This is a genomic window from Jatrophihabitans lederbergiae (assembly GCF_031845305.1).
GTDB lineage: Bacteria > Actinomycetota > Actinomycetes > Mycobacteriales > Jatrophihabitantaceae > Jatrophihabitans_A > Jatrophihabitans_A lederbergiae.
The window spans coordinates 16365-31831 of the sequence record NZ_JAVREH010000012.1; the positions used below are offsets into that span (position 1 = coordinate 16365).

The window sequence follows — 15467 nt, forward strand, 5'->3', positions numbered from 1 at the left end:
TGCCGCCGCCGCCCATGCCCCGGCGCATCCGGCTTGCTCAGACGCTGTTTGTTCAGACACCCCGGTGCAGCCGCGGCGCGAGCGCTCGCAGGGGCCGGCCACCGGCCAGCTGCTGGAAGGTCACCCCCTCCCAGCCGTGCTCGCGCAGCGCGGCCAGTACCCGGGGGATGCGCAGTACCCGTCCGCCGGCGACGGTGTAGCTGTCGGCCAGGCTGACCAGGCCGAGCCCGTTCACCTGTGCCACCACGTCGGCAAGCAACCGCTCGACCGGGCAGTTGACCGGCACCGGATCGTCGGCGAGGCCGTCGCCCTGCTCGATCACCGGCATCGCGGCGGAAAGGCTGGCCGCGCCCTCGCGATCGGCGCCCGTGAGATCGCGTACCCGGAACCAGTCGGGGCAGCGCACGGCGGGATGGTCATAGAGGCAGCCGAGGAAGTGGGTTCGCAGCTCCGCCGGGCTGATCGCTCCGACGGCGCCGACGTCGGCACCCAGGCCGCGCGCATCCGTGGACAGCCGGACGGCGCGCACTGCGGGGTGCCGGAGCAGGACCGCTTCGACCGCGGCCAGATCCACCGTGGCGGTGCGGACGCCATCCGCACCGGTGGGCGCGAGGAATCCGGCCATGGCGGTGACCTCGTCGATCCGTAGGTCGGTGGCCGACTCGTCGTAGTCCAGCAGCAGTTGCTCGTACGCCCTCAGGAACCGCTCGACCGAGTCGGCGTCCATGACTGCCGACACCGCGTTCAGGCCGACGACAACGGCGTCGGACAGTTCGAAGATGCGCAGGTAGGTGTCGGCCCCGTACTCCGCCCACGAGGTCGGCGCCGGGTTCCGGGTGAAACGCGTTCGCCTGGCGCCGGAGCGGGCGGTGGCGTGGCTGAGGAAGTTGACCTCGGAGCCGATCCGCAGCGCCTCGCCCCTGCGAAAGCTCTCGGCCGAGATGAGTTCCAGCAGCTCGTCGTAAGGAATGCGCGAATTGATCTGGCTCAGCTCGAAACGCTCCGCGGTGCGCCGTAGCACCTCTGAGAACCTCGGATTGTCCCCGCAGTCGACGTGCACCAGCAGCGGCGAGAACGCGCACGTCATCACGTCGGTGTACTCCGACGAGTCACGATTGCCGTGAAAGGACAGGTGGGTCACCTCACCGCTGGTGTAAGCGGCCATCACCGTGGTGTACGCGGCGAGGTGGACGACGGACGGCCAGACGTGGTTCCGCTGGCCGATGCGGCGGCTGGCGTGCAGCAGCGCCGGTGAGGTGAGTGAGGCGCTGTGCGGTTCCGGACCGGTGCCGGTCTTGGCGCCGCGCCGCGAGCCGAACGTGTCGGCAGGCAGTTCGGCGATCTCGTCGCGCCAGTAGGCCATCGCGCGATCCTTCGCCGCGAGCGCCTGCGGTGAGGCCTCGTACCGTGCCAGGTCGATGGGCTGGTACCGGATCGGTTCCAGGGTCGCGGGCCTGCCGCTGCCGATCCCGGCGCCGAGCACCTGCAGCTCATGCTCGAACCGGTCCATCGTCCAGGCATCGAAGGCCATGTGGTTGAGCACCATGACGAGCTGGCAGGGGACGCCTGCCGTGGTGATGACGCAGGCGCGGATGGGCCACTCGGCCGCCAGGTCGAACTCCCGTGCGCTGAGCCGCTCGATGACCTCGGACGGGCTCGCGGTGCCGTCACGCTCCGCGGTCACGGCGAGCAGCGGGACGGCCGCGGGTGGGTGCACCCGCTGCTGCGGGCCTGCATCGGTGTCGAGATGGTACGTCGTGCGCAGTGCTTCATGCCTGCGGATCAGGTAATTGAGCACCGATCGCACCCGAACCAGTGACGCGTTCGCGGGCAGCTCGAAGCGGCACACGATGTGCGCGTCGTTGCGGGCAGGTGCCGGCAGCTGCTGATGACGCAGCCAGATATAGCGTTGACCCCAGCACAGCTCCGCGGTCTTGTCCGTGGTCTTGTGTGCGGACAACAGGGGACTCTCCACCGCTCGCCCTCCCTGGCAGCCGTTGGACCGTAGCCGGTTTGAGTCCTCATCCTGGCGTGATTTTCGACCGCAGGCCCGCAGGCAGCACTGACAGGTTGCGGTCGGCGATTGTGTCCACCGTCGTTGCGGATCGCAGACGTTGACACCGCATCCGCTGACCACGATTCTTACGCTCGTCCGCCGATCCGGGCGGGAGGCTATGCGGTGGTCGGGTGATCAACCGGAGCGGCTGTCGGCATCGGTTCGAGGTGGCAGATGACTACGACTGGAATACCCCTGGCGTTCCAGGACATCCTTCGTCCCCACCTGCCCTACGCGGACGCGGGCGAGCTGGTCGACTCCACCGACCTGACAAGCCTCGGCCTGGACTCCATGGGGATCATGGCGTTGCTGGCCGATTTGGAAGACCGCTACGAACTCGAGCTGCCCGACGAGATTCTCAACGAGGCGACGTTCGCGACGGTCGGCTCGCTCTGGCGGACGATCTCGGACCTGGTGACGGCCTGATGACGATGAACGCGCACCGGCCGCTGATCCGGCTCGATGAGTTGCTGCTGTGCGGGCGGGAAGACCGTCCCGCACTTACCTACCAGGACGAGACTCTGAGCTACCAGCAGTTACGCGACCAGGTAGCCGGGGTGGCGGCCGGCCTGCGGGATCTCGGGATTCGCCGCGGTGATCGGGTGCTGGTGTATCTGGAGAAGCGGATCGAGACGGTCGTCGCCATGCTGGCGGTCTCGGCCGCGGATGGCGTTCTGGTACCCGCCAACCCGGTATCGAAACCGGCGCAGGTGGCCTACGTCGCCGCCGACTGTGGTGCCCGTTTCGTCGTCACTACCACCGATCGCTACGCCGTCCTGGCTTCCGAACTCGCCGCCTCGGCGCGGCCGGAGCACCTGATCCTCGTTGCCGGTACCGCCGCCGCGGATCCCGGGCCGGGGCGCTGGCGGTGCACCTCGTGGGCTGCGCTCCGGGGCACGGGCACCGCGCCGGTAAGCGCATCCGCGATCGATACCGACCTCGCGGCGATCTTCTACACCTCGGGCAGCACCGGTGGCCCGAAAGGTGTGGTGCTCTCGCACCGCAACCTGCTCGCGGGCGCCGAGAGCGTCGCAAGCTATCTGGAGCACACCGGCGACGACGTGGTGCTCGGTGCGCTGCCGCTGAGCTTCGACGCCGGCTTCAGCCAGCTGACGACCTCGCTGTTCGCCGGCGCGCACCTGGTGCTGGTGAATTACCTGCTGCCGCGCGAGATCGTCCGGCTCTGCGCCCGGCATCAGGTCACCGCGCTGACCTGTGTGCCACCGTTATGGCTGCAACTGGCGGCACAAACCTGGCCGGCGGAGTCCACGGCATCGTTGCGGTACTTCGCCAACACCGGCGGCCGGATGCCGCGCACGACCCTGGACCAGCTCCGGTCGATCTTTCCGGCGGCGAAGCCGTACCTGATGTACGGGCTCACCGAGGCGTTCCGGTCCACCTATCTCGATCCGGCCCAGGTCGACGCCAGGCCCGATTCCATCGGAAAGGCCATTCCCAACGCCGACGTCCTCGTCCTCAGACCGGACGGGACGCAGTGCGAGTCCGGCGAGCACGGCGAGATCGTGCACCGCGGGGCGCTGGTGGCGCTGGAATACTGGAATGCCCCGGACCTGACCGCGCAGCGCTTCCGTCCCATCCCTCGTCCCGGTGCCGGCTTGCTGACCGAGAACGCGGTGTGGTCCGGCGACGTCGCCTATCGCGACGACGAGGGCTTTCTGTACTTCGTGGGGCGTACCGATGACCTGATCAAGACCTCTGGCTACCGGGTCAGCCCCGCCGAGATCGAGGAGGTCGCGTACGCCAGTGGCCTGGTGAACGAGGCGGTCGCCTTCGGGGTGCCGGACGACCGGCTGGGCCAGCACATCGTCCTGGTGGTGGCCGGCGAGTGCGACGTCGACATTCTGCGCAAGACGCTGCAACACGAGCTCCCGCGCTATCTGGTTCCGCAGCGGATCGTGCTGCTGACCCAGCTTCCCCGCTCCGGTAACGGCAAGTTCGACCGGGTGGCGCTGCGCGGGCAGCTCACCGAGGGGGTCCCGGGATGAGCGTCGCGGGGACGGTACGGGGCCGGGTCGTCGGCGAGCAGTTGGCACCGGGCGGTATTCCCATCGAGCGGCTGGCCGCCCGCGTCGGCAGCACTCCGTTCTTCGCCTACGACCGGGCGCTGGTCACCCGCCGCATCTCGGCCGTGCGCGCGGCCCTACCCGCTGATGTCGAGCTGAACTACGCGGTGAAGGCCAATCCGATGCCCGCCCTGCTGCAGCACCTCAGCGGCCAGGTGGACGGCTTCGACGTGGCATCGGGCGCGGAGTTGCGCCACGCCCTCGATACACCGGTCGCACCGGCGCGGGTGAGCTTCGCGGGCCCCGGCAAGACCGATCCAGAGCTGACCCAGGCGGTCGCCGCCGGGGTCACCATCGAGCTGGAGTCGACCGGCGAGCTGGCCCGCGTGAAGTCCGTGAGCACCGCTCTGCAGATTCCGGCTCGGGTGGCGCTGCGGGTCAATCCTGATTTCACCGTCCGGGGCTCGGGAATGCGCCTCGGTGGCGGCCCGCAGCAGTTCGGCATCGACTGTGAGCAGGTGCCGGCGATGCTGGCAACGCTTCCCGACCCTCGGGTGGAGTTCCAGGGATTCCACGTCTTCGCGGGCTCCCAGAACCTGCGCGCCGACAGCCTGTGCGAGGCGCAACGGCGAACCGTCGAGCTGATCCTGCGACTAGCCGATGCCGCACCCGTACCAGTGCGATACCTCAATCTGGGCGGTGGATTCGGCATTCCGTACTCCTCGCGCGACGTCGCCCTCGAGGTGGCCCAGGTGGGCGACAACCTCGAGGTGCTGATGACCGGGCTGGTCCGTCCCACGCTGCCCGAGGCGCGGGTCGTGCTGGAGCTCGGCCGTTACCTGGTCGGTGAGGCGGGCGTCTACGTCACCCGCGTGGTGGACCGTAAGCAGTCCAGGGGCAAGACGTTCCTGGTCGTCGACGGCGGCATGCACCACCAGCTCGCGGCGTCCGGCAATCTCGGCCAGGCGATCCGGCGCAATTACCCGATCGCGGTCGCCAACCGGATGGGGGCCGGTCCGACGGAGACGGTCAGCGTGGTCGGCGCGCTGTGCACCCCGTTGGACCTACTCGGTGAGGACGTCGAGCTGCCGGTGGCCGGGATCGGGGACCTGATTGCGATATTCCAGGCCGGTGCTTACGGCCTGACAGCCAGTCCCACCGGGTTTCTCAGCCATCCGGCGCCGGTTGAGGTGCTGGTCTAGCTAGCGGATTCCTCGGGGAACAGTGTGGGATCCACGCTGGTGCCGGGATCGATCCACAGCTCCTTCAGGTTCGCGGCCGGTTCCATCGCCGCACGTTGCACGCCGAGCGCCACGGTCCGCAAGGTGTCAACAAGCTGCCGCTCGTCCAGAAGCTCCGAATCGGCTCGCAGGGCGATGCTGGTACGCCCGTTCCTGACGGTGACCCGCACGTCCAGGGGCTGGCCGAACTGACGTGCCATGGGGTTCCATTCCAGCTCCGCCGGGGTCTCGTCGGCTGCGTCCGGGGTCTTGTCGTCCAGCTGGATATGGTTGAACCAGCACCGGAACAGGCTGTTGAACTGCCCGGCCCGTCGGTCTGCCGACGCCTGCCGGGCCAGGTCGCCGACGGCATCGATGTCATAACAGGAGTAGCGATAGGCCTTCGCGCCCGCCCAGTGCACTCGCGTGATGTGATCCGACAGCGACGATCCATAGTCCACTGTGGCCAGCACCGGAATCAACTGGTTCAGGGTGCCCACGACGTGCCGGAGCTCTGGAGGGAAGCGGTTGGACGACATCAGGCCGATCGGAAGCGGCTCGACCCCGGTGCGCTCGGACAGCGCCGCGGCGAGAACCCCCAGCATTACCGATGGAGGCGTCACCCCGAGGGACTTCGCCGCCTGCCCGGCCAGGACGCCGAGGCGGTGCGAGTGCAGAGTCGCCTGGATCCGAGGTCGTTGCTCGCCGTCCTCAAGAGCGGGCAGCGAGTCGATCACCTGCTCGGACAGGATGTTCCGCCAGTACCGTTGCGCACCCGCCCGGCGGCCGGCACTGCTTTCGTCGCGTTGTCGGTCCGCCAGCACGCGCGGCGACGGACCCACCCGGACGGCCACCTCGCCCGCCGGCACACCGGCCAGTAACGCCCTGGCCTGCTCGGTCAACTCGAGAACGGACCAGACATCGAGGATCAGATGCGAGAACGACAGCGAGCAGAACATCGGCTCGTCGCCGGTGGTCACCAGCAGCGCCCGCCAGCCCGGGTCTCCGGTCATGGCAAAGGGTCGCTCGATCAGGGCAGCCGTCGTGCGCTCGGGGTCTCCGGCATCGGGGACCGGGCGGTCGAGCCGCTCCACCGGCATCGCCAGGTCGTCGTGCACGTGCTGGACCGGCACCCCGTTGCGCACCTCGTAGGTGGTGCGCAACGGCTCGTGCCAGTCACTCAGCTGGCGGAGCACGGCCAAGACCCGGTGCAACGAAAAGCCCCGCAGGTCCCAGGTGGCCGAGAGGTTCGCTTCGTGCTTGCAGTCGTCCGGATAGGCATCGATCTCGCGCCAGCTGTAGAGCTGCCCGAAACTGAGTGGAGTTTCGACGGGCACGGTCGCCTCCCTCTCGGCTCGAGCCGGCGCGTGACGCCCGAGCCTTCTCATTGATCCGCGACGCTAGAGAGCCGTCCGCGACGCAGTCAAGGCCGACCGATGACAGCTTCTGCAAGTGACTACCTGCCATCACGATGCCTGGTATTTGTGCCGTCGGCACTGAGAAAGTGTTCCTGGCCCGATAAGTCCGCGACCGGTTCTGGAGACGATGCGCAGGGCACATCGAGCGAAACGACATCGACGATCGAGAACCTGAGGGCTTGAGAGGCGCATCGAATGGTGGGGAAGTGGAGTTCGCCGGCAATGGCTGAGCCGATCGCCATTGTCGGCATGTCGTGTCGGCTGCCCCAGGCCCACGACCTCGCCGCCTTCTGGACGGTGCTGCGGAACGGCGTGGACGCCATCACCGAGGCACCCGCCGACCGGTGGGCGCCGGGGATCGCCACCGAGTACCGCCGCGCCGGGTTTATCGACACTGTCGACCAGTTCGACGCCGAGTTCTTCGGGATCTCTCCGAACGAGGCCGCCGTGATGGACCCTCAACAGCGGCTGGCGCTGGAACTGTCCTGGGAGGCGCTGGAAAACGCGCGCGTCGTGCCGAGGGACCAGCGCGATTCCGACTGCGGTGTCTTTCTCGCAGCGATCGCCCACGACTACGCGACCATGCAGGACCGGCTCGGAGCCGAGGGCGTCGGTCCGCACTCTTACACCGGCACCCATCGCGCCATCATCGCGAACCGGGTCTCATACTTTCTCGGGCTGCGTGGGCGAAGCCTGACCGTCGACACCGGCCAGTCCTCGTCCCTGGTCGCCGTGCAGCTGGCATGCGAGAGCCTGCGACGCGGCGAGAGCCGACTCGCGCTGGCCGGTGGCGTGAACCTCAACCTGCTCGCCGAAACCACCGCCGCCATCGGAGGATTCGGAGCGCTGTCACCGGACGGCCGCTGCCACGTCTTCGACCAGCGCGCCAACGGCTACGTCCGTGGCGAGGGCGCCGGAGTCATTGTTCTGAAGCCACTGGCCGCCGCGCTGGACGACGGCGACGCGGTGCACTGCGTGATCCTGGGCGGCGCGGTCAACAATGACGGCGGCGGCAACGGCCTGACCGCCCCCAGCCAGCGTGCCCAGCAAGAAGTCATCGAGCTGGCGTGCGCGCAGGCGGGCGTGCGCGCCGTCGACGTTCAGTATGTGGAGCTGCACGGGACCGGTACCCGGGTCGGCGACCCGATCGAGGCAGGCGCTCTCGGCGCGGCGCTGGGCGGCGATCGTGCGGCCCGCAAGGAGTTGCTGGTCGGCTCAGTGAAAACCAACATCGGCCACCTGGAGGGTGCCGCGGGCGTCGCGGGGCTGCTGAAGGTGGCACTCAGCCTCGGGCACCGGCAGTTGCCCGCCAGCCTGCACTTCGACACGCCTTCGCCCCAGATTCCGCTCGCCCAGCTCGGGCTCGACGTCGTGCGGACCGGGCGGGACTGGCCCAGTCCCGACCAGCCGCTGATCGCCGGCGTCAGCTCATTCGGAATGGGCGGCACGAACTGTCACCTGGTGCTCGGTGAAGCTCCGCGGCAACCCGTCGCCGCTACCGCAGTCGAGTTACCGATCGACGTGCCGTGGCTGCTGTCGGCTCGTTCGGCCACCGCCCTGCGCGCGCAGGCTGATCGGCTGCACGAGCAGCTTGTCGCCGCACCCGCCACCGACCCAGCTCGGGTCGCGCTCTCGCTTGCCCGCAGCCGTGCCCGATTCGAGCACCGCGCCGTGGTTGCCTCCAGCGACGCGGCGACGATGCTGGCCGGCGTTCAGGCCCTCGCCGCGGGCATGCCGCACCCGTCCGTCGTGACCGGCGCCGTGGTGACCGGGCGGTGCGCTTTCATCTTTCCCGGTCAGGGTTCGCAGTGGACCGAGATGGCCCGGGAGCTGCTGAAGGACTCTGCGCCGTTCGCCGAGGCACTCACGGCCTGCGACCACGCGCTGGCACCATTCGTCGACTACTCGCTGCTGGACGTGCTGCGCGGCGTGCCGGAAGGCCCGGGCTTCGACCGCGTGGACGTGGTCCAACCGGCGCTCTGGGCCGTCATGGTCGCCCTGGCCGCGGTGTGGCGTTCGGTCGGCGTGCGACCGGACGTGGTTCTCGGGCACTCCCAGGGCGAGATCGCGGCGGCCACCGTCGTCGGCGCGCTGTCGCTGTCCGATGGAGCAAGGGTGGTCGCCCTGCGCAGCCGGGCACTGGCGGCAATCGCGGGCAGTGGCGGCATGATGTCGGTCGCCGCCGGCTCGTCATTGGTGCGGGCCGCGATCGAGGCGATCGCGCCGGGTGCCACCATCGCTGCCGTCAACAGCCCGCGGTCGGTGGTGGTCTCGGGAACCGACGCAGACCTGGCCGCACTCGCGGAGCACTTCGACTCGCAGGGACACCGCGCCAAGCTGGTTGCGGTCGACTACGCCTCGCATTCGGCGGCCATGGAGCAGTTGCGTGACGAGCTGCTTTCGGCGCTGGAGCCGGTCAGCCCGGTGTCGGTTGACACCACCTTCGTCTCGACGTTGACGGGTACGGTGATGGACACCGCCGGTCTGAACGCCGAGTACTGGTACCGCAGCATGCGCCAGCCCGTCGAGTTCGCGACGGCAAGCACGGTGGCGCTCGCCGAGGGTTGTCGCGTGTTCGTCGAGTGCAGCCCGCATCCCGTTCTGGTCGCCGCGGTAGAAGAGACCATCGAGGACACCGGGCAGCATGCCGCGGTGCTGGGTACGCTCCGTCGGTCCTCGGGCGGGCGGCAGCAGGTCTCGCGGGCGCTGGCCGAGGCGTACGTCAGTGGCCTGCCGGTGGACTGGACCGGCCCGGTGACCGTGACCCGCGCCGAGCTGATCGAACTGCCCAGCTATGCCTTCGCGCGCCGCCGGCACTGGCTGAGCGCTTCGGCAACCGCTGCGGCGGGTGCCCCGATGCGCGCCGTGCAGCCCGTGCTGGCGGCACCGCTCCCACCGCTCGCGGAGGCCGTCCCGACCGGCCATTCGCGCCGTGAGCTGCTGGACCTGGTGCTCGCGCTGACCGCCGAGGCGCTCGGCTACGACGGCCCGCGCGACGTTGCCGCCACCCGGAGCTTCAAGGAGCTGGGAGTCGGTTCGGACACCGCGGTGGCGCTGCGCAACCGGCTCCGTGCCGCGACCGGCCTCAGCCTGCCCACCGGCCTGCTGTACGACTACCCGACCCCGGACGCACTCGCCGACCGGCTGAGTGCCCTTACCGGGCCTGCTGAATCGGCTACGGCGACCCAACCGGCAGCCGAGCGAGCGGATGCCGACGACCCGATCGTCATCGTCGCGACGGGCTGCCGCTTTCCCGGCGGCGTCACCTCCGCCGCCGGGCTGTGGGACCTCGTCACCAGCGGCACCGATGCCATCACCGGATTCCCGGCCAACCGCGGCTGGGACAGCGATGCCCTATTCGCCACCGGACCGGAGCGGTCGGGCACCAGCGACACCCGGCTCGGCGGTTTTCTGTACGACGCCGACCTGTTCGACCCCGGGTTCTTCGGGATCAGCCCGCGCGAGGCCTTGGCGATGGACCCGCAGCAGCGGGTGCTGCTGGAGATCTGCTGGGAGGCTCTCGACGGGGCAGGCATCGACCCGTGGTCCCTACGCGGCAGCCGGATGGGCGTGTTCGTCGGCGCGATGGCCCCGGATTACGGCCCGCGGCTGCACCAGCCGACCGGCGCCACCGACGGCCACCTGCTGACCGGGACCGCACTCAGCGTGCTGTCCGGCCGTGTCGCCTACACGTTCGGACTCGAGGGACCCGCCGTCACGGTGGACACCGCCTGCTCGTCCTCGCTGGTCGCGATTCACCTTGCCGCCCAGGCACTTCGGCGGGGTGAGTGCTCTGCCGCACTGGCCGGCGGAGTGACCGTGATGGCCACGCCCGGGATGTTCGTGGAATTCAGCCGGCAGGGTGGCCTGGCGGCGGACGGGCGCTGCAAGCCGTTCGCGGCCGGCGCCGATGGCACCGGCTGGGCCGAGGGCGCCGGTGTGGTGCTGCTGGAACGGATGTCGGACGCGCGCCGCAACGGTCGCGAGATCCTTGCCGTCCTGCGTGGCACGGCGATGAACCAGGACGGCCGCAGCAACGGCATGACGGCGCCGAACGGGGTGGCACAGCAGCGGGTGATCCGACAGGCGCTCGCCGACGCCGGGCTGGACCCGAGCGAGGTAGACGTCGTCGAGGCGCACGGCACCGGCACCACCCTCGGAGACCCGATCGAGGCCGCCGCGCTGCTTGCCACCTATGGCGAGCACCGCGAGAAGGACCGGCCGTTGTGGCTCGGCTCGGTGAAGTCGAACATCGGTCACACCCAGGCCGCGGCCGGAGTTGCCGGAGTGATCAAGATGGTGCAGGCATTACGCACCGGCATCCTGCCCGCCACGCTGCATGCCGACCAGCCGAGCCCGCACGTGGACTGGGACGACGACGCACTTCGGCTGCTCGGCGACGCCGTGCCGTGGCCCGCTTCGGATCACCCGCTGCGCGCGGGCGTATCCGGCTTCGGCATCAGCGGAACCAACGGCCATCTGCTCCTTGAGCAGGCACCGCCCACCGATCCGGAACCGTCGCACGACGGCCCGCTGGTGTGGGTGTTCTCAGCACATACCGAGTCCGCACTGCGTAGCTACGCGCGCTCGCTGCGCGACTACGCCTCGGCGGCCGCCACCGACCTGACGGGGGTCGCCCGCGCGCTGGGCAGCCGCGCCGCCCTGACGCACCGGGCCGTGATTCTGGCCGCGGACCGGACGGAGCTGCTCGCCGGGCTGACCGCGGTGCTCGAAGGTGACGCCCATCCCGCCGTAGTCACGGGGACGGCGGCCGAGGTGCAACCAGTGTTCGTGTTCCCGGGCCAGGGCTCGCAGTGGAATGGCATGGCAGTCGAACTACTCGATGGCAACGAGGGATTCCGTACCGAACTGCAGCGATGCGACGCGGCGTTGCTCGTGCACACCGGGTGGTCGGTGCAGGACGTGCTGCGCGGCGTCGACGGCGCGCCCGCGCTGGCAGGCTCTGACGTGATCCAGCCCGTGCTGTTCGCGGTCATGGTGTCGCTCGCCGCACTGTGGCGCTCGGTCGGTGTGCGGCCGGTCGCCGTCATCGGCCACTCGCAGGGTGAGCTCGCCGCAGCCTGCGCTGCGGGTGCACTGTCGCTGCCTGACGCGGCCAGGATTGTGGCACTGCGCAGCCGGGCACTGATGGCCCTCGGCGGCACCGGCGGCATGGTGGCGGTGTCACTGCCTGAGGCGGCGGTGCGCGAGCGGTTGGCGCCATGGGACGACCGGCTCTGGGTGGCGATCCTCAGCGGGCCCGAGAGCACCGTGGTGGCGGGGGAGCTGGCTGCGCTGGAGGAGTTCGCGGCCGCCTGTGCCGGGGCCGCGCAGGTGCGCAAGGTGGCCATCGACTACGCCGCGCACACCCCGCACATCGAGAACCTGCGCGACGAGCTGTGCGCGATCTTCGACGGAACGACCCCGCAGGACACCGAGGTCGCCTTCTGCTCGGCGCTGGAGGCCGGCTTCGTCGAGCCGGCCGAGCTGGTCGCCGACTACTGGTACCGCGGCCTGCGGTACCCGGTGCGCTTCGACGCGGCCATCCGGGCGTTCGACAGGTACGCCCGGCCGCTGTTCATCGAGGCCAGCCCGCACCCGGTGCTGACCGGCCACGTGCAGGACACCCTGCGTGCGGCGGGCGAAGCTGGCGACGCCGTCGGCACGCTGCGCCGTGGCGAGGGCGGTCCGGCGCGCTTTCTCCGCTCGGCGGCCGAGGCCTACGTCCGCGGGGCAGCGGTGCGGTGGTCCACGCTGCTCGGCCCGGCACCGAGCACCCGGCCGAAGCTGCCCCCGTACCCGTTCGAGCGCAGCCGCTACTGGGTCGAGGCCGCCCCGCAGGCGCCGGCAGGAACCGCCGCCTCGGGACATCCTCTGCTCGCCACGGTGCTGCCGCTGGCGGACTCCGACGGCTACCTGCTTACCGGCCGGCTGTCCCTGGCCAGCACGCCGTGGCTGGCCGACCACGCGGTGGACGGGTCGGTACTGCTGCCCGGCACCGCCTTCGTGGAACTGGCCCTGCAGGCGGCGGCCGCCGCGGGCTGCCACCTGCTGGAAGATCTCACGCTGGAAAGCCCGATCGTCCTTGTCGAACCGGGGGCGCTACAGGCGCAGCTCCTGGTTGGCGCGCCTGACGATGCCGGCCGGCGAAGGCTGACGCTGCACAGCCGCCCTGCCGATTCGCCGGACGCGGACTGGACCCGGCACGCCACCGGCACGGTAGCCGTCAGCGATCCTGGATACGGCAGCGAGACATTCTCGATTCCTGAGGATGCCGTCGAAGTCGAGCTGACCGACGTGTACGGGCAGCTGGCGGATCGCGGTTACCAGTACGGTCCCGCCTTCCAGGGCCTGCAACGGGCCTGGCGCTCGGACAGCGACCGGTTCGTCGAGGTCGCCCTGCCGGACGCTCCGGCCGCCCAGGCGGAACGTTTCACCCTGCACCCGGCGCTGCTCGACGCGGTGATGCACCTGCTCGTCCTCGATGGCGGCGACGGCTCTGACGCCCAGTCGCTGCTGCTGCCGTTCGCGTGGAGCGGCGTGCGGGTGATCGCACCGGGCGCGAGCCAACTGCGGGTGCGGATCCGCACCCTCACCGAGGACCAGGTAGCGCTGGCGATCGTCGACGAGACAGGGCGGCCGGTTGCCGCCGTGGACTCCCTCACGCTGCGCCGCGCTCCCAGGCGCGGCCCCGCCACGAGCCTGCCGGACTCGGGTGCCTACGCCCTGAACTGGATCGCCGGTGACGCCGTCGCGCTTGAGCTGACCGGTCAGTCGTGGGCCGTGGTCGGTATCGACATGTCGGTGGACGACCTCACCGCGCAGCTGGACAAGGCCGGCGCGGACGTCGCCCGGCACTATGACCTGGGCTCGCTCGCGGACCTCACCACCGGTGCGATGCCTGCCACCGTCGTCATTCCGCTGGCCCTCGACGTGGACGCCGAGGACCTGCCGTACACGACGCAGGAGGTCGTCTGCGAGGTACTCCACCTGATCCAGACCTGGGTCGGGGACGAGCGCTTCGTCGAGTCCCAGCTGCTGTTCGTGACCGGGGGAGCCACCGCGGCAATCCGCGCCGAGGACGTGGCCGCCAGTGCGGTGTGGGGCCTGGTCCGGTCGGCCGCTGCTGAGCATCCAGGTCGATTCGCCCTGCTGGACTCGGTGGATCTGGCATCGTTGACCGACGGGTGGCCGCTGGTGGCGGGACTGCTTGCCGCCGGTGAATGGCAGCTCGCGATCCGGAACGGTGCGCTGGTGGTTCCGCGGCTGGCCCCGGTGACCGTGGGTCCCGACACCGTCGAGCAGTCCGCGGGCAACGAATCGGCTGGCGCGGTGCTGGTGACCGGCGGAACCGGTGGCCTGGGCGCGCTGGTTGCCGAGCGGCTGGTCACGGTGCACGGTGTGCGGCAGCTGGTGCTGGTCTCGCGACGCGGTGCCGACGCCCAGGGCGCTCCGGAGCTCGTCGCGCGCCTGCAGGCTGCCGGTACGCAGGTGCGAGTCGAGGCGTGTGACGTCTCGGATCGGGCCGCGTTGACCGCGCTCGTCCGGCGGGTGAGTGCGGACTGGCCGCTGTCCGCGGTGGTGCACGCGGCGGGTACCGTCGCCGACGCGCCGGTCGGCCGGCTGTCCGCTGCTCAGGTCGGCACGGTGTTCGGCCCGAAGGCGGACGCGGCCTGGTATCTGCATGAGGCGACGGCGGATTCATCCCTGTCGGCCTTCGTGCTCTTCTCCTCCGTCGCGGGTGTGGTCGGCAATGCGGGCCAGGGCAACTACGCCGCGGCCAACGGATTCCTGGACGGCCTGGCAAGCTACCGGCGGCAGTCCGGCCTGCCCGCGGTCTCGGTGGCCTGGGGACTGTGGCACGTGGTCACCGGGATGACGGGCGGCCTGGGTGAGGCGGATGTGGTCAGGCTGGCCCGGGCCGGGGTGTCGCCGCTGGCCGCCGAACAGGGTTTGGCATTGTTCGACCAGACATTTCGCGGTGCCGGCTCGTCATCGGACCCCGCCCCGGTCGTCGTCGCGGCAGCCTGGGACGCGGCGGGGCTTCGCGGGCGCGCCGAGGACGGTGCGCTGGCGCCGGTGCTGCGCGGCCTCGCCCGGGCTCCCCGGCGATCAGCACCCAAGCCGAGCGCGGCTTCCCCGAGTGCTGACAGTGCGGCACACAGTGGCCGTAACACTGCCAAGGCCGGATCGTCGGCGGAGCTCGCTGAGCGGCTGTCGACGGTCAGCGAGGCCGCCGGGCGGCAAGCGGTCCGCGAGCTCGTCCGGTCCCACGTTGCCCGGGTGCTGGCGCACGCGGACTCGGAGTCGGTGGACGCCGACCGGACGTTCAGCGAGCTGGGCTTCGACTCCCTCACCGTGGTCGAGCTGCGCAACGGTCTCGATGCCGCGACCGGGCTGCGGTTGCCGGCGACGCTGGCCTTCGACTATCCCACGGTCAAGGTGCTGGCAGATCACCTGTACGCGGCGGTGGCCCCGAAGCCGCAGGCCCCCGAGGAGACCTTGCGGGTGAGCCTGGACGACGTCGAGCGGCTGCTATCCGGGGCCGATGAGGCGGTGCGCGGCAAGGTCGTCGCGATGCTGCACAGCACGCTGGTCCGGCTGGAAACCGCGCCGTCCGGTGAGGTCGACGCGCACGCCGTCCCGGCGAGCGAGCCCGACGTCCGGGCTGCCCTGGACGAGGCGTCCGACGACGAGATCTTCGCCTTCCTGGACGGCCCGCTGTGACCGCCGCGCCCGTCCGAATGCC

The 15467-nt window shown here is 70.3% G+C and carries 6 protein-coding genes; 4 read left to right on the forward strand and 2 right to left on the reverse strand.

The window, feature by feature from the left end:
* Nucleotides 1-52 precede the first annotated feature (52 nt).
* Nucleotides 53-1975, reverse strand: coding sequence for a condensation domain-containing protein (locus RM423_RS11180; RefSeq protein WP_311423113.1), 1923 nt, complete (start codon nucleotides 1973-1975; stop codon nucleotides 53-55).
* 255 nt (nucleotides 1976-2230) lie between these two features.
* On the opposite strand from RM423_RS11180, the gene RM423_RS11185 reads away from it, so the two are divergent.
* The 3 genes from RM423_RS11185 to RM423_RS11195 are packed head-to-tail and all read left to right on the forward strand — an operon-like array spanning nucleotide 2231 to nucleotide 5282.
* Entirely contained in the window at nucleotides 2231-2482 is a 252-nt protein-coding gene (locus tag RM423_RS11185) for a phosphopantetheine-binding protein (RefSeq protein WP_311423114.1), read from the forward strand.
* 5 nt (nucleotides 2483-2487) lie between these two features.
* Entirely contained in the window at nucleotides 2488-4062 is a 1575-nt protein-coding gene (locus tag RM423_RS11190) for an acyl-CoA ligase (AMP-forming), exosortase A system-associated (protein WP_449555808.1), read from the forward strand.
* The gene (locus tag RM423_RS11195) at nucleotides 4059-5282 is read left to right on the forward strand and encodes a pyridoxal-dependent decarboxylase, exosortase A system-associated (protein WP_311423116.1); all 1224 of its coding nucleotides are present in this window, start codon (nucleotides 4059-4061) and stop codon (nucleotides 5280-5282) included. Before RM423_RS11190 ends, RM423_RS11195 begins: the two co-directional genes overlap by 4 nt.
* Here the strand turns inward: RM423_RS11195 and RM423_RS11200 are convergent.
* Nucleotides 5279-6637, reverse strand: coding sequence for a condensation domain-containing protein (locus tag RM423_RS11200; protein ID WP_311423117.1), 1359 nt, complete (start codon nucleotides 6635-6637; stop codon nucleotides 5279-5281). The genes RM423_RS11195 and RM423_RS11200 overlap by 4 nt on opposite strands.
* A 303-nt stretch (nucleotides 6638-6940) precedes the next feature.
* On the opposite strand from RM423_RS11200, the gene RM423_RS11205 reads away from it, so the two are divergent.
* Complete coding sequence (locus RM423_RS11205; protein ID WP_311423118.1) at nucleotides 6941-15445, forward strand: type I polyketide synthase; 8505 nt, start codon at nucleotides 6941-6943, stop codon at nucleotides 15443-15445.
* The last annotated feature ends 22 nt before the right edge of the window (nucleotides 15446-15467 follow it).

What these genes read in the sequence shown, in the direction of transcription:
- RM423_RS11205 (WP_311423118.1), top strand. Translation starts at nt 6,941, where the DNA reads ATGGCTGAGCCGATCGCCATTGTCGGCATGTCGTGTCGGCTGCCCCAG.
- RM423_RS11185 (WP_311423114.1), top strand. Translation starts at nt 2,231, where the DNA reads ATGACTACGACTGGAATACCCCTGGCGTTCCAGGACATCCTTCGTCCC.
- RM423_RS11190 (WP_449555808.1), top strand. Translation starts at nt 2,488, where the DNA reads ATGAACGCGCACCGGCCGCTGATCCGGCTCGATGAGTTGCTGCTGTGC.
- RM423_RS11195 (WP_311423116.1), top strand. Translation starts at nt 4,059, where the DNA reads ATGAGCGTCGCGGGGACGGTACGGGGCCGGGTCGTCGGCGAGCAGTTG.